Origin of the sequence: Allobosea sp. Root381 (assembly GCF_001429395.1) — a bacterium.
Lineage (GTDB): Bacteria > Pseudomonadota > Alphaproteobacteria > Rhizobiales > Beijerinckiaceae > Allobosea.
This window is the reverse complement of record NZ_LMJT01000017.1, coordinates 27,527-47,038: the sequence shown is the minus strand read 5'-3', so window position 1 is coordinate 47,038 and position 19,512 is coordinate 27,527. Positions and strand designations below refer to the sequence as shown.

General features: G+C 65.6%; 11 protein-coding genes. 9 read left to right on the top strand and 2 right to left on the bottom strand.

All coding sequences use genetic code 11. The annotated features are described in order from the left end of the window. Positions 1 to 266 precede the first annotated feature (266 nt). Positions 267 to 4,652 carry an autotransporter domain-containing protein gene (locus ASE63_RS15525; protein WP_082609984.1) on the top strand — a complete coding sequence of 1,462 codons (4,386 nt, stop codon included), beginning with the start codon at positions 267 to 269 and terminating at the stop codon, positions 4,650 to 4,652. A 10-nt stretch (positions 4,653 to 4,662) separates the two neighbouring features. Then, positions 4,663 to 5,133, top strand: a complete 471-nt coding sequence (locus ASE63_RS15520) for a hypothetical protein (protein ID WP_056802842.1) — start codon at positions 4,663 to 4,665, stop codon at positions 5,131 to 5,133. Positions 5,134 to 5,242: 109 nt separating this feature from the next. Here the strand turns inward: ASE63_RS15520 and ASE63_RS15515 are convergent, their stop codons facing one another. Continuing rightward, positions 5,243 to 5,488 (bottom strand): hypothetical protein, encoded by a 246-nt coding sequence (locus tag ASE63_RS15515; protein WP_056802839.1) that lies wholly within the window; start codon positions 5,486 to 5,488, stop codon positions 5,243 to 5,245. A gap of 305 nt (positions 5,489 to 5,793) precedes the next feature. On the opposite strand from ASE63_RS15515, the gene ASE63_RS15510 reads away from it, so the two are divergent. Further along, the gene (locus ASE63_RS15510; protein WP_056802835.1) at positions 5,794 to 6,459 is read left to right on the top strand and encodes a class I SAM-dependent methyltransferase; all 666 of its coding nucleotides are present in this window, start codon (positions 5,794 to 5,796) and stop codon (positions 6,457 to 6,459) included. 148 nt (positions 6,460 to 6,607) lie between these two features. On the opposite strand, the gene ASE63_RS15505 is transcribed toward ASE63_RS15510, so the two are convergent. After that, a complete protein-coding gene (locus tag ASE63_RS15505) occupies positions 6,608 to 7,498 on the bottom strand; it encodes a LysR family transcriptional regulator (protein ID WP_056802832.1) in 891 nt (296 codons plus the stop codon). A gap of 128 nt (positions 7,499 to 7,626) precedes the next feature. On the opposite strand from ASE63_RS15505, the gene ASE63_RS15500 reads away from it, so the two are divergent. From ASE63_RS15500 to ASE63_RS15475, 6 genes are all read left to right on the top strand, one after another. Beyond that, the gene (locus tag ASE63_RS15500) at positions 7,627 to 8,628 is read left to right on the top strand and encodes a hydroxyacid dehydrogenase (RefSeq protein WP_056802829.1); all 1,002 of its coding nucleotides are present in this window, start codon (positions 7,627 to 7,629) and stop codon (positions 8,626 to 8,628) included. 46 nt (positions 8,629 to 8,674) lie between these two features. Then, complete coding sequence (locus tag ASE63_RS15495) at positions 8,675 to 9,643, top strand: tripartite tricarboxylate transporter substrate binding protein (RefSeq protein ID WP_056802826.1); 969 nt, start codon at positions 8,675 to 8,677, stop codon at positions 9,641 to 9,643. Between the two features lie 165 nt (positions 9,644 to 9,808). Then, positions 9,809 to 10,264, top strand: a complete 456-nt coding sequence (locus tag ASE63_RS15490; protein WP_056802824.1) for a tripartite tricarboxylate transporter TctB family protein — start codon at positions 9,809 to 9,811, stop codon at positions 10,262 to 10,264. Between the two features lie 3 nt (positions 10,265 to 10,267). Next, on the top strand, positions 10,268 to 11,782 hold the full coding sequence (locus tag ASE63_RS15485; RefSeq protein ID WP_056802821.1) for a tripartite tricarboxylate transporter permease: 1,515 nt from the start codon (positions 10,268 to 10,270) through the stop codon (positions 11,780 to 11,782). 79 nt (positions 11,783 to 11,861) lie between these two features. Next, the gene (locus tag ASE63_RS15480; protein WP_056802816.1) at positions 11,862 to 12,536 is read left to right on the top strand and encodes an RraA family protein; all 675 of its coding nucleotides are present in this window, start codon (positions 11,862 to 11,864) and stop codon (positions 12,534 to 12,536) included. 421 nt (positions 12,537 to 12,957) lie between these two features. Beyond that, positions 12,958 to 19,449 (top strand): autotransporter outer membrane beta-barrel domain-containing protein, encoded by a 6,492-nt coding sequence (locus tag ASE63_RS15475; protein ID WP_156410393.1) that lies wholly within the window; start codon positions 12,958 to 12,960, stop codon positions 19,447 to 19,449. Positions 19,450 to 19,512 lie beyond the last annotated feature (63 nt).

Sequence of the window (19,512 nt, the reverse complement as noted above, 5' to 3'; positions counted from 1 at the left end):
TTTTTACTGCATCCCCTTGGAACATGCAGGGTAGGCCATGGGCGAACTTGCTAGGCCGTTCGACATTCGAGCGGAGGTCTAGACGCCATGTCGGTTCCACAGATTGGTCCAGGGAAGAGCCCGACATCAGGGCGATCACCAGATAGCGCCGTCGCCTTCTGATCTGCGCGGCCGTTTCCGGCTCTTCGTTCAGGCGAGCGGATGCGTGCCTCCGCGGCTCCGCCCCGCTCGAAATCCAGCTTCCACAACAGGCCGAGTGTATCATCATGCTTGCCACCAGCCGCGTGACGGATTCCGTCTCTTCCCGAAAAAGCCGCCTTCTCTGCGCCACTGCACTGATGGGTGTTCTGCTGCCGCTCGTCACGGCGCAGGCCCAGTATCGCTATACGGCTACCGGAACCTATGATGACGATATCGACATCTCCAATGCTGTGGCGTCCATCTCGGCCGCGGGCGGCGTTGCCGCGACCTATGCCGGCAATCTAAGGTTCCTGCAGTCGAATTCGACTCTCAACATCGGCAGCGTAGGCCCCAGCTACGGCACCCTGATCTTTTCGCCCGATTCCATTTCGGGCATCCAGACATCGCCGGGAAATCACGCCGGCTTGCTGCGGCTGTGGGAGGGGCGGTTCCAGTTCGGCCCGAGCCTTGCGGGGCGCGAGTATTTTACCCGCCACGGAACCAGGGTCGCGCTGGTCGGCGCCGGCACTCTGGACCTTGCGGGACAGGATCTGGAATTCAACAATTTCACCAATACCAGAGGCACCGTTCAGAACGACAGCGCCGGCACCGCCGCGACCTTCACCCTGACGATCGGCTCGATCGAGGGTCTTCACGACGGCGCCGGAACGTCGCGGCTTCGCAAGGTCGGAAGCGGCGCGGTCATTCTGAATGGCAACAGCACTTATTCCGGCGGCACCGAGATCGCCTACGGCGATATCAGGCTGAACTCGGCCACCGGCATCGGCACGGGCGCGATCGCGTTCTCCTCCAACGGCTCGTCGGCCTCGCAGCTGACCTTCAATGTCGACGGGCTGAACCTAGCGAACAACATGCTGATCTCGGGCACCGCCGGAGCGATGCTCAATGTCGGCCCCGGCCATTCCGCAACCGTGGCGGGCACGATCTCGGGCTCGGGCCCGCTCGTCAAATATGGCAACGGCACGCTCACCCTGACCGGGCGGAACAGCTTCACCGGCGACACCAACGTCCAGTACGGCACGCTGGTGCTCGACAGCGGCGATGCGATCGCCGACACCGGCCAACTGCGGGTCGGCAGCAGCGGCACATTGCGCCTGGCTCGAAGCGAGACGATCGATCGCATTCAGGGCAATGCCGGCGGAACGATCATCCTCGATGAGAACGCCATCCTTATGATCGGTGTCCGGGATGGCGATTCGACCATTTCGAGCGCAATCGGCGGACTCGGCGGGCTGCGCAAGGATGGCGACGGCACGCTCTGGCTGCTTGCCGAAAACAGCTACATCGGCGGAACATCGATCGAAGGCGGCAGGGTCGTGGCGGGCCGGGACAATGCCTTCGGCCTCGGCGGCAACGTGACCTTCCGAAGGGCGGCAGGCACCCGCAGCGCCCTGGAATTGTCGAACGGCGTCACGATCGCCCAGAGCATGCTGCTCGAAGACAGCATCACGCTCGACAACAACGACTACGGCACCTTGTCCGGCGTCATCACCGGCCATAACCATGTGATCAACAAGGTCGGCCGGGGCATGGTGAGCCTGACCGGCCATAGCCTCGACTCGCCCGGCGCAATCATCCGGGATGGCGGGCTCTCCTTCGATGGCCGCTATGGCGGGAATGTCGAAGTGGCCTTTGGCGGCACGGTGACGGGCTCGGGCCGCATCGAGCGGAATGTCGCCATCGCCGATGGCGGGCGGCTCGTCGGGCAATATGACCGCACCCTGACCATGGGGAGCCTGACGCTCCAGAACAATTCCGACATCTACATCCTGGTCGATGCACCGAGCAGCTCTGCCTTCTTCGAGGTCGAGGGCCATCTCACGCTCGATGGCAGGCTGACCATCGACGACGGTGCCGGGGTCAATTTCGGCCAGGGCGTCTACCGCCTGTTCAACTATGGCGGAACCTTGACCGACAACGGGCTCGAGGTCGTCGGCGTGCCGGACGATAGCCGCTACGGCATCGGTGACATCGCGATCCAGACCGCCATCGCCAATCAGGTGAACATCGTCGTCGGCGCCGACCCGGACCCGGGCCCGGGCCCAGGTCCCGATCCCCGCCCGGCGATACAGTTCTGGGACGGTGCCGGCACGATCTCCGACGGCGCGATTGCCGGTGGGAGCGGCATCTGGCGGAACGGTCCCACCAATTGGACGACCGCGAACGGCGAGGCCAACCATGGTTGGGGCGGCCGCTTCGCGGTCTTCCAGGCGGCTCCGGGCGTCGTGACCGTGAGCGGCGCCGACGGCGCGGTTTCCGTGGGCGGCATGCAGTTCGCCGTCGATGGCTATCGCATCGAGGGCGACGCCATCACGCTGGCCGATGAGCAGACGGTCATCCGCGTCGGCGACGGTTCGCGGGCGGGCTCCGCCTACGTCGCCACGATCGCGTCGGAGCTGCGCGGCGACGGCGCCCTCGTCAAGGACGACCACGGCACGCTGATCATAACCGGCAACAACGGCTACCGCGGCGACACCCTCGTCCGGGCCGGCACGCTCGTCGGCAATAGCCGGAGCATCAGGAACAATATCGGCAACAACGGCCATGTCGTGTTCGATCAGGCCGGAGACGGCGTGTTCCAAGGGGAGATCCATGGCCGGGGCACCATGGAGAAGACCGGCGCCGGAACGCTAACTCTTGCCGGGGCCGGCGCGCTAGACTGGACGATCAGCCAAGGCGGCCTGATTTCCCGAACCGATCTGTTCGGCGGCAATGTCTCGATCGCGCAGGATGCCTTCTTGCGGTTCGGCCAGGCCGGCAGCGGCACCTATCGCGGCTCAATTTCCGGATCGGGAGATTTCCAGGTCGCTGTCGGCGGCGGCAACCTGCTGCGCCTGACGGGCGACAGCTCGGCCTTCACCGGCTCCACCGCGGTCATCAGCGGCGGGCTGGCGGTCGAGGGCAATCTCGGCGGTTCGCTGGACATGCAGAACGGTACCGTATTGTCGGGCGTCGGCACGATAGGTTCGACGGTCATCAGTGCCGGCGCGACCATCTCGCCCGGCAACTCGATCGGCACGCTGGCCGTCAACGGTTCGATCCATTTCCGCATGGGCTCGACCTATGAGGTCGAGGTCGACGGGGCGGGGCAGTCCGACAGTCTTGCCGTCACCGAGTCGGCCGTGATCGACGGCGGCGCCGTGCGGGTCGTGAGCGGAACCGGAGCTTATGCGGCATCGACGCGATACACGATCCTGACGGCGGGGCGAGGCGTCACAGGCACCTTCTCCGAGGGCGTGACCTCGAGCCTCGTCTTCCTCGATCCGTCGCTCAGCTATGACGAGAACAACGTCTATCTGACGATGACACGCAACAATGTCGGCTTCGCCGAGATCGGCAGCACGGCCAACCAGAGGGCGACAGGCGGCGGCGTCGACAGTCTCGGCAGCGGAAACGCCGTCCATGACGCAGTGTTGAACCTCTCGGCCGAGCAGGCGCGCAGCGCTTTCGACCAGCTTTCGGGTGAACTCCACGCTTCCGCGAAGACCGTGCTGATCGAGGACAGCCGCTTCGTCCGCAACGCCGTCAATGATCGCCTCCGCGGGGCCTTCGACGGCGTGGGAGCTTCAGGCCCCGTCGTTACCTATCAGGACGGCGTGCCGAAGCCGGTTGCCGGAAACAGGGACGGCCTCGCCTTCTGGGGGCAGGGCTTCGGCTCCTGGGGCCATGCCGGCAGCAATCACAATGCCGCCCGTGTCATCCGCTCGACCGGCGGCTTCTTCATCGGCGCGGACGTCCCGGCTTTCGACAACTGGCGTTTCGGTGCCGTCGCAGGCTACAGCCACAGCAGTTTCGATACGAAAATGCGCTACGCGTCCGGCACGAGCGACAACTACCATTTCGGCGTCTATGGCGGCGCGCAATGGGGCAATCTCGCCTTGCGTACGGGGGCGGCCTATAGTTGGCACGACGTCTCGACCAGCCGCCGCCTGGCCTTCCCCGGCATCGGCAACAGCCTCGGGGGCGACTACGGCGCGGCGACGGCGCAGGTTTTCGGCGAGCTGGCCTATGGCTTCTCCATGGGGGCGACCCGCTTCGAGCCTTTCGCCAACCTCGCCTATGCCAATCTGCATACGGACAGCTTCCGCGAGACCGGCGGCGCGGCGGCGCTGACGGCTGGGTCCAGCAATGCGCAGACCGGCTTCACCACGCTCGGCCTGCGCGGTTCCGCAACGTTCGACGTCAATGGCGCGTCGGTCACGGCCAGGGGCATGGTCGGCTGGCGCCACGCCTTCGGTGACGTGACCTCGACCACGACGATGCGCTTCGCCAGCGGCGGCAATCCGTTCACGATCGCCGGAGGGCCGATTGCGCGCGATGCGGCGCTGGTGGAGGCCGGTGTCGACTTCGCGCTGACACCCACGGCCGTGCTCGGTGTTTCCTATGGCGGCCAGTTCGGCTCAGGCGGCGCGGACCAATCCTTCAAGGCCAATTTCAGTGCGAAATTCTGAGGTGGGATCGATGGGCGACCGCGCCATTTCGCTCGCCTTGGCGAGCCTCGAGACTATGGGCTCCGAAGCCGAGCAGGCGGACATCATGTTCAACATCCGGCTGCTCGAGACATATCCGGACGTCTATCGGGTGTTCTGCATGGACTTCGCCCCTGAGGAACGCAGCTTCTTACGGGCGCTCGCGTTCATATTGGCCCATGCCGGGCCATTCGGTGCGATCGGACCCACGGTGAGGGCGTTGGCGCCGTCCGACAAGGTCTGCCGGCTGATAAGCTCCCGATACCACGAACTCGAAGAAACCTTGATGTGGACGCTGCGCCGAAGACTTGGCGTTGCCTTCACGGCCGAGGTGGAGAACGCCTGGCGGAGCGTGCTCCGGGAGGCGCCCGGTGTCAGCCGGGTGGTTGCAGGAGCCAGCAGAGAGAAAGTGGTACGTTTCCGTCATAGGCCTGTTCGCGTGCCTGCCGTTCAGGAAGTCTGACGCTACAGGCCGATTAGCAGGCCAAGACCGAGGCGAGGCCCGGACAGGGCTGTCGGGGCGAGAGGAAGAGCCAAGGAGTGCCCCGGCCGGGTGGGCCGGGGCAGCCTTTTCAGATCCAGCGGCAAACGCGAACGCGGCGCCCGAAGCGGTTGCGGCGAACCTCGCAAACCTGACGCCGCGGACGGCGATGCCGGGGTCCGCGGTACTGGGTGAATTCCGCCTCGAGTTCGTCGAGCGCAGTCCGTTCGAGAAGGGGCGCCGATGCGGCGGCTGCGATCTGACTGGTGGCGACCCCGCCGATGGCAGTGGCCGCGGCACCGCCGAACAGGGCGGTCAGGAACGAGCGACGATCCATGTGCTTCTCCTTTTGTTGAGGAGAGCGAACAGACCCGATCATGGTAAACAACAGCTTACCGACGCGACATTCAATTGCCCAGCGCCTCGGCATCAGACATCCCTTCAACGGCTCTCAATCCCTGTGGACGCTAAAGCATCGGCCCGAAAAACGGCATGCGGTTTCCGGAGAAAAGTCGATGCAAAATCAATATTTTATCTCAATTTTCCGGCCATTGAGATAAGTGAGAGGTAGCATTGAGTGCGGAAGCCACGGCCGCGCCGCGGACCTTCGCAGCATCCACTGCGCTGTGGTAGCGGTGGGGCATGGATGCATTCTCCGACCGTCAGGCCGCCGCACGCTACGCAGAGAACCCACCACGCATGGTGCCCGGTTACGCCGACATGCAGCGCATGGCCATGCTCCTCATTGCGGAACGAGCTCCGATTGATGCGCAGATCCTGGTGCTTGGTGCCGGGGGCGGCCTCGAACTCAAGGTGTTCGCCGAAGCACAGCCTGAGTGGTCGTTCGTCGGGGTTGATCCTTCCGCTCCTATGCTGGAGCTTGCGCAAACCACCCTCGGCGACCTCGCGTGCCGTACACGGCTGCACCTGGGGCTTATCGACGTCGCGCCCGCGGGGCCGTTCGATGCCGCCGCGTGCATCCTGACCCTGCATTTTATCGAGCGCCGGGAACGCTTACGCACCCTCGAGGAGGTCCGGAGACGCCTGAAGCCGGGCGCCCCGTTCGTATGCGCCCATTACAGCATTCCGGAGGGCGAGATTGATCTATGGATGAGCCGGTACGCCTCGTTCGCGACGTCGTCGGGCATCGAGCGATCGCAAGCTGAGAGGGCACGAACCGCTATCGCAGAGCAATTGCCGATCCTTTCGCCTGAAGAAGACGAACAGGTTCTGCGCGAAGCCGGGTTTACCCAGATTGGCCTTTTCTACGTCGGCTTCACATTCCGTGGATGGGTCGCATACGCTTGACAGCATATGGCGTTTGATCGTGCCGTTGCCGGCAACTCATCTGGGCCTCACCAACACGCGTCCTGCGTTGAAGACGGGGCGTTCCCGAGTTGGACTGACCGCCAAGATCCACATGCCCGCCGAAACGCTGGGTCGACCTTTGTGGCTGCTATAGCGGACCGAGATCGCGAACGATCATCGTGTAGAGCGCTTGTGCTGCCGGGGTCAGTGTTTCACCGCGCCGGCGGATCAGCGAGACCGGCCGGTTGACGATCGGCTCGACCAGCGGGATCTGGGCAAGGTCGGCACGCAGGTTCTCGATGAGGGAAGCGACGAGAATTGCAATACCCAGCCCTTCGGAAGCCAGCCCGATGGCGCTCGAGAAATACTCGACCACGAATTTGGTTTTGACCTCGATGCCGGAGCGTGACAGCTGCGCCTCCATAAGCAGCCGGTTGCCGCTGCTGCCGCCCAGCGTGATCAGGTCGTGGCCGGCGAGGTCCGCCCAGGCGATGGTCGCGCGCCCCGCCAGCGGATGGTCGTTCCGGCAGTAGACGACGAAGGGGTCGCGGACCAGGATCTCGTTGTGAAGGTCCTGCTGGTTCGGAGGCTGGACGTGCAGGCCGAACTCGGCCTGGCGCCGGCGCACCGCCTCGATCACCAACGTGCTGGTCCGGTCGAGAATCTCGACGCGGTTGCTCGGATGCAGCGTCGCATAGCTCCGCAGGATGCGGGGCAGGCGCCCATACATCAGCGATGGGACCGAGGCGATCGTGATGTCGCCGGTCGAGAAGCGCGACATGGTCTTCAGCCGCTCGAACGACCGATCGACGGCATCGATCATCCGCCTGGCTTCCGGCAGGAACTCGCGCCCGATGCTCGTCAATGCGACGGTGCGGGTCGTGCGGTCGATCAGCTTGAGGCCGACATGCGCTTCCAGCCGCTGGATGCGTCGCGTCAGCCCGGTCTGGGTGACGTGGAGCTTCTCCGCCGCTTTGTTGAAGCTTCCGAGCTCCGCGATCTGGATGAAGGCTTCAATGGCGTCGATCGGATGTTTCATGACAAAAAATCATTGATATATGCGATTATTTCAGCATACGCGCAACGGTTCGTCGGTCAATACTACGCGTCAAGGGCACCGAACCTGCTGCGAAGCAGGCTACGAAGCTGCCGTGAGGAAACGCATCGATGACCGATTCCAGTGCCGCAACCCGTGGCAGGCGTGTGCTCGTGACGCATGACCGGCTGGCCGAAAGCGCCATCCATCTTCTCAACGCCCATGACGTGGACGTCTTCTTCTCGCCTGCCTATGCGCCCAGCGAGCAGGTGGCGCAGCGCGCTGCCGAATTGCAGGTCGATGCGCTGATCGTCCGCCAGGGCAGGGTGGACGAGGCGATCATCTCGGCCTCTCCCCGGCTACGGGTCATCGCCAAGCACGGCGTCGGCGTCGACAACATCGACCTGCATGCCGCCGCCGCGCGAGACATTCCCGTCATTCGCGCCATGGGCTCGAATTCGCGTGCCGTCGCCGAGCACACCATCGCGCTCGCCCTGACGCTGCTCAAGGATATCCCGCGCCTCGACCACGCCGTCAAAGCCGGCACATGGCCGAAGCCGAGCTTCATCGGGCGTGATATCGCCGGCACTGTGATCGGACTCGTCGGCTTCGGCTCCATCGGTCAGCATGTCGCCCGGATGGCGCAGGGCCTCGGCATGTCCGTTATCCTGCATGACCCCCACGCCCGGGAAGCAATCGCTCAGTTCGACAGGGGGGCGGAACGCGATCTCGACCGCCTGATCGGGGAGGCCGACATCGTCAGCCTGCATTGCCCGCTGACCAACGCCACGCGCGATCTCCTCGATGTGCGCCGGTTCGGCCTGATGAAGCCGACGTCCTTCGTCGTCAACACGGCGCGCGGCGCCCTCATCAACGAGGCGGCTCTGTCGGCCGCATTGCTGGAAGGCCAGATCGCCGGAGCAGCCCTCGACAGTTTCGCGGTCGAGCCGCCGGCGAAGGACAGTCCGCTCTGGACGCTGCCCAACCTTATCGGGACCCCGCATATCGCAGGGGTGACCGCGGGATCGGCCAAGACGATGGCCGAGATCGCCGCCCGACACGTCATCGCGGTGCTCGATGGCGAAGAGCCGGATGCGGCCAGCCTTGCGAGGTTGACCGAACTCGCCGCCTAAGATCCGGACCAGATACCGGACGACCATAACAACGGGAGGAAACATCATGAGGATGATCTACAAGGCACTTGCCGCACTGACGATTTCGGCGCTCGCAACGGCGGCACAGGCCCAGCAATATCCGGACAAGCCGATCCGGCTTGTCGTGCCGTTTCCGCCGGGCGGCGGCACCGACGTCGTGGCGCGCGTCATCGCCCAGAAACTGGGCGAGGCTACGGGCTGGACGCTGGTGGTCGACAACAAGCCGGGCAGCGGCGGCAGCGTCGGCCTGAGCCTTGCCGGCAAGGCGCCGGCGGACGGCTACACGATCGTCCTGGCGCAGAACGCGAATCTCGTCATCAACCCGATCCTCGGCAAGGCCAACTACGACCCGATCAAGGATTTCGCGCCGATCGGCCTCGCGGCCTCCGCGCCTCAGGTGCTCGTCGTCGCCAAGGACTCGCCCCTGAAGACTGTCGAGGATCTCATCGCCGCGGCGAAGGCCAAGGACGGCAAGTTGACATTCGCCTCCCCTGGCGTCGGGACGAGCTCGCATCTGGCGGGCGAACTCCTGCAGCAGCTTGCCGGGGTCAAGTTCCGGCACATTCCCTACAAGGGCGCAGCCCAGGCACTGCCTGATCTCCTGGGCGGGCGCGTCGAGATCTATATTTCGTCGGTGCCCTCGGCGATGGCGCAGATCAAGGAGGGCGTGCTGCGCCCGATCGCCCTGTTCGCGACCAAGCGCGACGCCGACCTGCCGGATGTTCCAACCTTCGACGAGAGAGGCATCAAGAACTCCGACGCCGTGACCTGGTGGGGCTTGGCTGCACCTGCAGGTACGCCTGCGCCTATCGTCGCGCGCCTCAACAAGGAACTGAACACCATCCTGAAGCTGCCCGACACCCAGGCCAAGCTGCGCTCGGCTGGTGCCGAAGCGCTGGGCGGCAGCAGCGAGGAGTTCGGCGCACTGATCAAATCCGACGTGCCGAAATGGACGCAGGTCATCAAGGCGGCGGATGTGAAGGTCGCCGACTGAGCCGAAGGCGGGCGCCGGGATGCCCAGGCTGCAGTTCGGCGGCCTCCCGGCCGGCCAAGCGCTGGCGGATTTTGCCAGCGCCGGCACGGCGCGCCCACCGATCCTGAGACGTCGTTACGGAGCGCAGCCACGCTGCGCTTTCCCGACATCACTTCGGAATCAGCCATGAGAACCAGTATCTTCAAGAACCAGGACGCACTGGCCGGCCTGCTGTTCATGGGGCTCGGCGCGCTCGGCTTCGCGATCGCGCTCGGCTACAAATTCGGCGCCACGATCGACATGGGGCCAGGTTATTTCCCGCGCATCCTCAGCCTCGTTCTGATCGGCTTCGGCATCGTCACCTTCATCAGGGGGCTGCGCAGCTGTCTGCCTGTCGATGGAGGCTGGGCCTGGCTGCCGCTTGCGCTGCTGACCGGATCGCTCCTGCTCTTCGGCTTCCTGATGGAGCGGTTGGGCCTCGTGCCGGCGCTTGCTGCGCTGTTCTTCGTGTCGGCCCGCGCCGGCCACGAATTCAAGGCGCTGGAAGTGCTCGTCCTGACGGTCGTGATGTCGGCCTTCGCTGCTGCGGTCTTCGTCTGGGGGTTGAAGCTGCCCTACAGCCTCTTCGCGTGGAATTTCTGAGCCATGGAGATCATCGATCATTTCGTGCTCGGCTTCGGCGTCGCGCTGTCGCTGCAGAACCTCGCCTATTGCTTCCTCGGCGTGCTGCTGGGCACGCTGATCGGCGTACTGCCGGGCGTGGGCCCGCTGGTGACGATCTCGATGCTGCTCCCGATGACCTTCGGGCTCCCGCCGGTTTCGGCCGTCATCATGCTGTCCGGCATCTACTACGGCGCCCAATATGGGGGCTCCACCACGGCAATTCTCGTCAACCTGCCCGGCGAGACCTCCTCCGCCGTCACCTGCCTGGACGGCTACCAGATGGCGCGCCGCGGCCGGGCCGGTGCCGCGCTCGCGATCGCCGCGATCTCGTCCTTCGTCGCCGGCTGCATCGGCACGCTGCTGATCGTCGCGCTCGGCGTGCCGCTCGCGGGCTGGGCGCTGCGCTTCGGCGCGGAGGACTACTTCGCCCTGATGGTGCTCGGCCTCGTCGCCGCCTCGGTGCTGAGTCATGGCGACATGGTCAAGGCGCTCGCCATGGTCGTGGTCGGCCTGCTGATCGGCCTGGTCGGCACCGACGTGAACTCGGGCGTCGAACGCTACACCTTCGGCCTGCCCGAACTTGCGGACGGCATCGGCTTCACGGTGCTCGCAGTCGGAATCTTCGCGATCGCGGAGGTCGTCGTAAACCTGGAGCAGAAGGAGACACGCGAGGTCTTCACCAAGAACGTCGGCGGCCTGATGCCGCGCTGGAGCGACCTGAAGGCCTCGTTCCTGCCGACGCTGCGCGGCACGGCCATCGGCTCCTTCTTCGGCATCCTGCCCGGCACGGGGCCGTCGATCTCGTCCTTCTCCTCCTACATGCTCGAGAAGAAGCTCGCCAAGGACCCGTCCCGTTTCGGTCAGGGCGCGATCGAAGGCGTCGCCGCGCCTGAGGCCGCCAACAATGCGGCCGCGCAGACGGCCTTCATCCCGACCCTGACCCTCGGAATTCCCGGCAGCGCGACCATGGCCCTGATCCTCGGTGCGCTGATCATGAACGGCGTACAGCCGGGCCCGTCCGTCATGACGCGTAACCCCGAACTCTTCTGGGGCGTCATCGCCAGCATGTTCATCGGCAACGCTCTGCTTGTCGCGTTGAATCTGCCGCTCGTCGGCCTTTGGGTGCGGCTACTCAGCATTCCCTATCGCTGGCTCTTTCCTGCGATCGTCATGTTCTGCGCGCTCGGGAACTACAGCCTCAACAACAGTGCGATCGACGTCTATCTCTGCGCGGTGATCGGCGTGCTGGGCTATGTACTGGCGAAGCTGAAATGCCCGCCCGCGCCGCTGGTGCTGGGCTTCGTGCTCGGCCCGATGATGGAGGAGAACATCCGTCGGGCGCTCCTCCTGTCGGAAGGCGATCTCTCGATCTTCGTGCGCAGCCCGATCAGCCTGACCTTCCTGACCATCTCGCTGCTGCTCCTGATCAGCATGGCCCTGCCGGCTATCCGCCGCGGCAAGGCCCGCGTCGATCAGGAGGAAGCCGGCGCAACCTGACCGCGCCGGCGCAATCCCGGCTCCTGCGCAAACGCTCTCTCAGCCTGGTACCGGCCAGCTTCTAAACCAAGGACACTCCATGATCGGATTTCGAATTCTCAAGCGCCGCCGTCAGGTCGAGGCCGATCTCGTCAAGCGTTTCCGCACGCTTCCGGTCGCCAACATCAGCGATTCGATGTCGCGCATGGTCGCCGGCGGGGCATCGCTCCGGCCTCTTCACCGCGGTGGCGTGATGGCCGGACCGGCACTCACCGTGAAGACACGTCCAGGCGACAATCTGATGATCCACAAGGCGCTCGATCTCGCCGCTCCCGGTGACGTCATCGTCGTGGATGCCGGCGGCGATCTCACAAATTCACTGATCGGCGAACTCATGATCGCCCATGCGCAAACCCGCGGCATCGCCGGGATCGTGCTCCACGGAGCGGTGCGCGACTCCGCCTGGATCCGCGAGAACGACCTGCCGATCTACGCGGCCGGGATCAGCCATCGCGGCCCCTACAAGGACGGGCCCGGCGAGATCAACGTTCCGATCTCGCTGCAGGGCATGGTCATCGAGCCGGGCGATCTCATGATCGGTGATGCCGACGGCCTCCTCTGCGTGCCCTTCGATCATGCCGAGGCGATCTATGAAGCCGCCCACAAGAAGCATGTCGCGGAAGAGAAAAAGATGCAGGCGATCCTGGAGGGCAAGGACGACCGTAGCTGGGTCGATTCCACGCTCTCACGCCTGGGATGCGCCATCGAGCCCTGACGGTTTCGGTCGTTACGGCTGGTCGCCGGCGTTTCCGTCGGAGCCTGGCCTCGTTTGGCGTGGTTGCGGGTGCGTTCGCCGAAGGCGGCGGAGTAGCCGATTCCGAGGGGTATGTGGCGGAGCGCATCTCCGCTTCATACCCGAGCGGACGCCAACAGCGATTAGCGAAGATCATTCATCGCGGAATGCGAATGGCAATGCGCGGCGGTGGCGGTCGACGAATCATCAATGAGCGGCCAGAAGGCCATCGAGAATCGGGGGCGATCAACCGGTTTCGGTGTAAATTAGTTCCAATTCGTTCCAATTCGTTCCATATAACTGCAATTTGTTACTTTTAAATTCTCAACGTTACGTTGTTTCTTGTTTCAAGACTGCCAATCTCAAGCTAAGCTACCCGGCGGATTGGCGGGGATACTTTATCGTGAGATTGCAAGGAGAGCAGGGCGGAAAGCGCCTGCGCAAGCGCGTGCAGCTGGCCACCAACGGGCTGTCGAGCATCCTTCTCGGTGGCGCCAGCCTGGCTGCGCTTCTCGTCGCGTCCGGCGCGAAGGCTGAAGGGGGGCGGGTCTCTCAGGTCATGCGGGGTGCGGATGGCCGAGACGGCGAAACCGCGTTTCTCTGGACGTCCGCAACCGAGGGCAAGGATGGCGGCTCCTCGTTCTGGGTCCAGCATGCGCCCATCCTCAACATTCCCTCGCCCGCCCTCGAAATCGGCTCCGTCGGCGGGGCGGGAGGCTCCGTCTATTCAAAGGGCGTGTTCCACAATCTGCCAGGCCAGCGCGGGGGCAATGGTGGTGTCGTTTCGCTGATCTTGGCGCAATCCGCCGAGGTTTCGGGGCGGCTCGGCTATGCGACGTCTGCGCATGAGCGCTCCAGCCCGTTGATCCATGTCTATTCCCGCGGCGGGACCGGAGGGCTGGGATACACGTCCTGGACGGAAAGCGAGACCGGCATCGCCCGCGGCGGCGATGGCGGGCGCGTGACATTGTCGATTGCGTCCCGCGTCACTGCCTATGGCGGCGGCAATAATCCGCTGAATCTGTCGCTTCCCGCCATCTATGTGATGTCCGAGGGCGGCGCGGCCGGCATCGGCAAGGTGGATGGCAGGCGATCCGCCGACGGCACCTATGATTACAGGGTAGACGTGGACCGGGGCGGCAGCGGCGGCGACGTCGGCGTCACCCTGGAGGGCTCGGCGGCGGTCACCGTGCAGGGTGCTCTGGCGCCGGCCGTCTCCGTAAACTCGTTCGGCGGCAACGGTGGGCACGCCAGCAACAGCGGCGGCTATCCATCGAACGCCGGCGGCGGTGGACAGGTCTCCTTCAACAACTACGGCTCGGTGACGACGAACGGGGCCAATTCTCCGGCGGTGATCCTGCAGAGCGTGGGAGGCATCGGCGGCGGCGGCGCGAACGGCGCCTTCACCTCGGGCACGCCCGGCGGCCGCGGCGGCCGGGGCGGCAACATCGATGCGAAGAATTACGGTTCGATCGCCACCCGAGGCGACTACAGCCTCGGCCTGATGGCGCAGTCAGTGGGCGGCGTCGGCGGAAACGGCGGCGGTGCGGCTTTCACCTCCGGTGGTGACGGCGGCGGCGCCGGGCTCGGCGGCACGGTCGAGATCACGAATACGGGGCGGATCGAAACGCGCGGCACCGGCTCGGCCGGCATCGTGGCGCAGAGCGTCGGCGGGGGCAGCGCGCTGGACGCCTTCCATCTCAGCAAGCCGGTGGTGAGCGGTTCCGGCGGCGGATCCGGCGGCAGCAGCGGCATCCTGCCCTTCACCAGCGGCGGCACGGGTGGCACGGGCGGCATCGGTGGCGCGGTCACGCTCAAGCATAGCGGATCCATCATCACATCCGGCGATTCGGCCTATGGCGCTCTGCTGCAGAGCGTCGGCGGCGGCGGCGGAACCGGTGGCGTGGCGTCGAGCTCGATGGCGTTTCTGGCGGTGGCTCTCGGGGGAGCGGGCGGCGGCGGCGGCGCTGGCGGCGAGGTCACGTTCAGGAGCAGCCAGGGCAACATCGAAACGGCCGGCAAGGGCGCAACCGCGCTGCTGGCGCAGTCGGTCGGCGGCGGCGGCGGCACGGGCGGCTATGCATCGGCGAAATCAACCGGTCCCGGCCTGTCCGCCTCGTCTGCGACGGGCGGCTCGGGCGGCATGGGCGGCAATGGCGGGCATGTCCTGGTCGACAACGGCTCCGCGATCATCACCCGCGGGGAGGCCGCGCTCGGGCTTCAGGCCATCAGCATCGGTGGCGGCGGTGGCACGGGCGGTGGCGCGGGCGCCTTTGCCCTTGCCTTGCCGGCTGTCACGCCCTCCGGCCAGCCGCTGCCCTCGATCGCCCTCACCAATGCCATCGGCGGTTCCGGTGGCGCTGGCGGCCACGGCCGGACCGTCAAGGTCTACAACAAGAATGCCGGCGTCGAGACCTTCGGTGTCGGCTCCATCGGCATTCAGGCGCAGAGCGTCGGCGGCGGCGGCGGCAATGCCGGCAATGCGCTGGCCTATGGCCTGGCCATCGCCGCTCCGGGCGCCACGGCCCTGAACGTCACCAATACCATCGGCGGCACGGGCGGCGGCGGCGGCTCCGGGGATTTCGTTCATGTCTACAATGACGGCAGTGTCGCGACCCACGGTGATGGGGCGTTCGGCATTCAGGCGCAGAGCATAGGCGGCGGCGGCGGCAATGGCGGCTCGGCCTCTTCCTCGGCCGATGCGCTCAGCCTCTATCGCACGGTGGCGCTCGGCCAGACCATCGGTGGCACCGGCAGCAAGGGTGGTGGCGACGGCGGGCCCATTCTGGTTGAGAATCGCGGCCGGGTGGAGACACGCGGCGCCGGCGCCACGGGCATCCTGCTTCAGAGCATCGGCGGCGGCGGGGGCAATGGCGGTGCCGTGAACGCATCGGCTGCCTCGGGCCTGTCATTCGACAAGACGCTTAACAGCCTGGTGCAGAAGTTGCCGCTGGCCGATTCCGTCACCATGGTGAACGCGATCGGCGGCAATGGCGGCAGCGGCGGCAATGGCGGCAAGGTGCAGGCCATCCTGTCCTCCCAGAGCCTGATCCGAACCCAGAGCTCGCAGGCGGACGGCCTGTTCGCACAGAGTGTCGGCGGCGGCGGCGGCATGGGCGGCGGTGGCAGCGCGGCGGCGGAAGGCACGTTGTCGGTCAGCCTCTCATTTGGTGGAAGGGGTGGCACCGGTGGCACCGGCGGCGTCGTGGATGTCTCCAACGCCGGCACGATCGAGACCCGCGGGGATGCCTCGCACGGCATCTTCCTGCAGTCGGTCGGCGGCGGCGGCGGCAATGGCGGCAACCTGACGGCAGCGCCCGATGATACGCCCGATACCGTCGGCGAACTCTGGGCGACCTTGAAGAAGGCCGTCGGCGTGGACGCCTATCAGGAATGGGCGGGCGACAAGAAGAACGCCGAGACGAAGGAAAATCTCGACGCCCTCATCAAGGACATCCAGAACTCGGATACCTACAAGTCCCTCGCTGACTCCTTCAAGAAATCCGATTTCTACAAGCAGGCGCAATCCTTCGGCAAAAACATCACCGACTACCTCGACAAGCAGTCGAAGGGGTCGGTGAAGCGGCCGGACGTGTCGCTGACCCTCTCCATGGGTGGCGACGGCGGCAGCGGCAATGTCGGTGGCACCGTGCTCCTCAATCACAGCGGCCTGGTCGTGACCGGCGGCGACGTCTCGCATGGCGTCTTCGCGCAATCGGTCGGCGGCGGCGGTGGACAGGGCGGGCTCGCCTATTCATCCGGCAGCAACAAGACCAATCTCGGCGGAACGCTCGGCGGCAAAGGCGGCCACGGCAATCTCGGCGGGCAGGTCACCCTGACCAATGAGGGCACGATCAGGACCGCGGGCGAGGCCTCATACGGGATCTATGCCCAGTCGGTCGGCGGCGGCGGCGGCGTCGGCGTGGGTGCGCTCAGCAGCGACAACAAGAATCTCGTCCTTAACCTGACGGTCGGCGGCAATGGCGGAACCGGCGGCAATGGCGGCGAGGTCACCGTGAACAACTATGGCACGGTCGAGACGCGCGGCAACGAGGCGCATGCGGTCGTGGCCCAGAGCATCGGCGGCGGCGGCGGCGCCTTCCTGATGAACCCCGCATCGGCCTCCGACGCGGGCTCGGCCGGCAGCGGCGACGAGAAGGCGGCCTCGGCCAGCACGATCGCGGCCCTGCTGAAGGCGGTCGGCATCGAGAAGGTGCCGGCGGCTGCGCAGGGTTCGAGCGACAAGAAGCCATCTTCCAAATCCGGCAGCTTCACGCTCGGCGGCTCGGGCGGTGCCTCGGGCGCGGGCGGGACCGTGAAGGTGAATCATGGTGGCCCGATCCGGACAACCGGCGAGGCCGCCTTCGGCATCCTCGCCCAGTCCATCGGCGGCGGCGGCGGCATCTCCAATGCCGCCGGCAGCCCCGGCGGCGTCAAGTACGCGGCCTCCTACGGCGGCAAGGGCGGCGCAGCCGGCAACGGAGGCAACATCCATGTCATGTTCAGCAACAATGCCGCGATCCAAACGACCGGCGACAATTCGATAGCGGTCTTCGCCCAGACGATCGGCGGCGGCGGCGGCTATGGCGGCGCCTCGGTGTTGCAAGGCTGGACGCTGCCGGTGTTCGGCGGCGAAGGCCGGTCCAGCGGCGATGGCGGTTTCATCGAGATCGGCAGTCGGGACGGAACCGTCAGGATCGACACGAAGGGCGCCGAGGCTCACGGGATCTTCGCCCAGACGCTTGGCGGCGGCGGCGGTATGGTCAGCGACCTGCTGAAGACCGACAAGACGGTCCGCAGCACCCTTGAAGCGACGGCGTCCGTTCTGGCCGGCATCATCAGCAAGACTGGCGGCAGCGGCACGGTTCTCGACAATATCGACAAGGTTCCGGAGGAGTTCCAGGGCGTCGTCAGGCTGCTGGGTAACGATACCGATACGGTCAACAGCGTCCTGACCAAGATCACGGAGAATCTCGACAAGCGAAGCGCATCGCGCGGAACAGGGGGCGAGATCTCGGTTCATCTGAAGGGCAACATTCAGACGACCGGCGCCGGCTCCTACGGCATCTTCGCTCAGAGCGGCTTCCAGAAGATCGACGGGCTGCTCGACGAAAGCCGCTATGGCGGCAACATCACCGTCGACTACTCCGGCGTCCTTCGCGGCGGGGCGGGCGATGGCGCCGCCATCGTCGTGGATGGCGGCCAGTTCAACACCATCGTGATCGGTGCCGGCTCCCATGTCAGCGCGGTCTCCAACCAGGCGGTGATCTCGACCTTCGGCCAGGAGAAAGTGCTCAACTACGGAACGCTGGTGGGCGATATCAACCTGACCTATCGCGGCACGAACGAATGGAACGAGTTCCGCAACGAGGTCGGCGGCACCTATATCAGCGCCGGAAGCGGAACGATCAACATCAGTAATCGCAGCGGCTGGTTCTACAATGGCGGTACGTTCGACGTCGGCGGGGTCGGCCAGATCGCGACCGCCACGGTCAAGAACGTCGACACCCATCTCGCCGGCCGGCTGCGCGTCGACGTGAACAGCGTCGCGCCGGCAGGCGCCCAGAACGCGGACCTCCTGAAGACGGCCAAGCTCACCATCGACGGCGTCGCGATCCGGCCCTACTCCGTCGATGGGCTGCTGCCTGGCAGCAGCTTCACGGTGGTTTCGGCCTCCTCGATCTCGACCAACAACCCCGAGACCGCAGGCGTCAGCCCGGAAAGCCCGGTCTCCTGGTCGGCCTCGCGGAACGGCAACAGCATTGCCATCTCGCCATCGGCGGATTTCGTCGGAAAGGCCAGGGGAAGCCTGACGAACACCGAGCGTTCGCTGCTCGGCAGCCTTCAGCAGGCCTGGAACTCGGGCAATGTCACCATGGCGGGCACCTTCGCGGACCTCGCCAATATCGACACGGCCGAGCAATATGGCCGGGCGATCAACAGCCTGACAGCCACGGAGGATCACGGCCAGTCCGCGGTGAACCAGACACTGGATGCGCGCAAGTCCCTCACGGCGGCCCTGAGCTGTCCGCTGTTCGAAGGCAGCAGCACCAGCTTGCGCGAGACGCAATGCGTATGGGGCCGCATCGTCGGTTCCCGCATGATCTACGCCAACGGCGTCGGGAACGACGGCTCCACCCAGAATGGCCTGAGCTATCGGGTCGGCGGGCAGTGGGAATTGAGCCCGGACTGGTTCCTGGGCGCGACCGCCTCCTACAACCTGAGCAGGATGCGCACGAGCGACAGGCTCACCTCCATCGACGGCAAGGGGGCCGATGTCGCGATCTCCCTGAAGCATCAGGCCGGCCCATGGCTGCTCGCAGGCGCGCTTCATGGCGGTTACGGCAGCTTCGATTCCGACACGAACTTCTTCGTCGGCGATAATAGCTGGAACGCGCGCAATAACACGGAGGTCTGGACGGCCGGGCTTCGCCTGCGGGCTGCCTATGAACTGGCCTTCGACGGCTGGTACCTGCGGCCCTCAGCAGATCTCGACCTGCTCCACACCCACATGCCCGGCTATACGCTTTCGGGAAGTGGAGCGACCTTCCGGGCCGATGCCATCCGGGAGTGGAGCATGGCATTCGAGCCGACGCTGGAAGCGGGTGCCCGGATCGACCTGGGCAAAGACCAATGGCTTCGGCCGTATGTTTCGATCGGCGGCACGTTCCTGAGCGGCGACGGGCTCAGCCAGCGGGTATCGTTCTCGGAAGATGGCGGGCCAGGCATCACCTTCGCCTCAACCTCGTCGATGCCGGACAAGCTCTTCAACCTGGGGACGGGACTGCATCTCTTCGCAAAGGCGGGCTATGAGCTGCGGGCCGAATACAAGGCCCAGCTGGCAAAGGACTTCGCCAATCAGGAGTTCAGCGTGCGCATGGCCGTTCCGTTCTGAAACCGCCGGGCTGTGCAGGGACGCCACGCGTCTATCCGGCGGGAGGCCGGTGTCCACTGCCGA

What these genes read in the sequence shown, in the direction of transcription:
- ASE63_RS15525 (WP_082609984.1), top strand. Translation starts at nt 267, where the DNA reads ATGCTTGCCACCAGCCGCGTGACGGATTCCGTCTCTTCCCGAAAAAGC.
- ASE63_RS15520 (WP_056802842.1), top strand. Translation starts at nt 4,663, where the DNA reads ATGGGCGACCGCGCCATTTCGCTCGCCTTGGCGAGCCTCGAGACTATG.
- ASE63_RS15515 (WP_056802839.1), bottom strand. Translation starts at nt 5,488, where the DNA reads ATGGATCGTCGCTCGTTCCTGACCGCCCTGTTCGGCGGTGCCGCGGCC.
- ASE63_RS15510 (WP_056802835.1), top strand. Translation starts at nt 5,794, where the DNA reads ATGGATGCATTCTCCGACCGTCAGGCCGCCGCACGCTACGCAGAGAAC.
- ASE63_RS15505 (WP_056802832.1), bottom strand. Translation starts at nt 7,498, where the DNA reads ATGAAACATCCGATCGACGCCATTGAAGCCTTCATCCAGATCGCGGAG.
- ASE63_RS15500 (WP_056802829.1), top strand. Translation starts at nt 7,627, where the DNA reads ATGACCGATTCCAGTGCCGCAACCCGTGGCAGGCGTGTGCTCGTGACG.
- ASE63_RS15495 (WP_056802826.1), top strand. Translation starts at nt 8,675, where the DNA reads ATGAGGATGATCTACAAGGCACTTGCCGCACTGACGATTTCGGCGCTC.
- ASE63_RS15490 (WP_056802824.1), top strand. Translation starts at nt 9,809, where the DNA reads ATGAGAACCAGTATCTTCAAGAACCAGGACGCACTGGCCGGCCTGCTG.
- ASE63_RS15485 (WP_056802821.1), top strand. Translation starts at nt 10,268, where the DNA reads ATGGAGATCATCGATCATTTCGTGCTCGGCTTCGGCGTCGCGCTGTCG.
- ASE63_RS15480 (WP_056802816.1), top strand. Translation starts at nt 11,862, where the DNA reads ATGATCGGATTTCGAATTCTCAAGCGCCGCCGTCAGGTCGAGGCCGAT.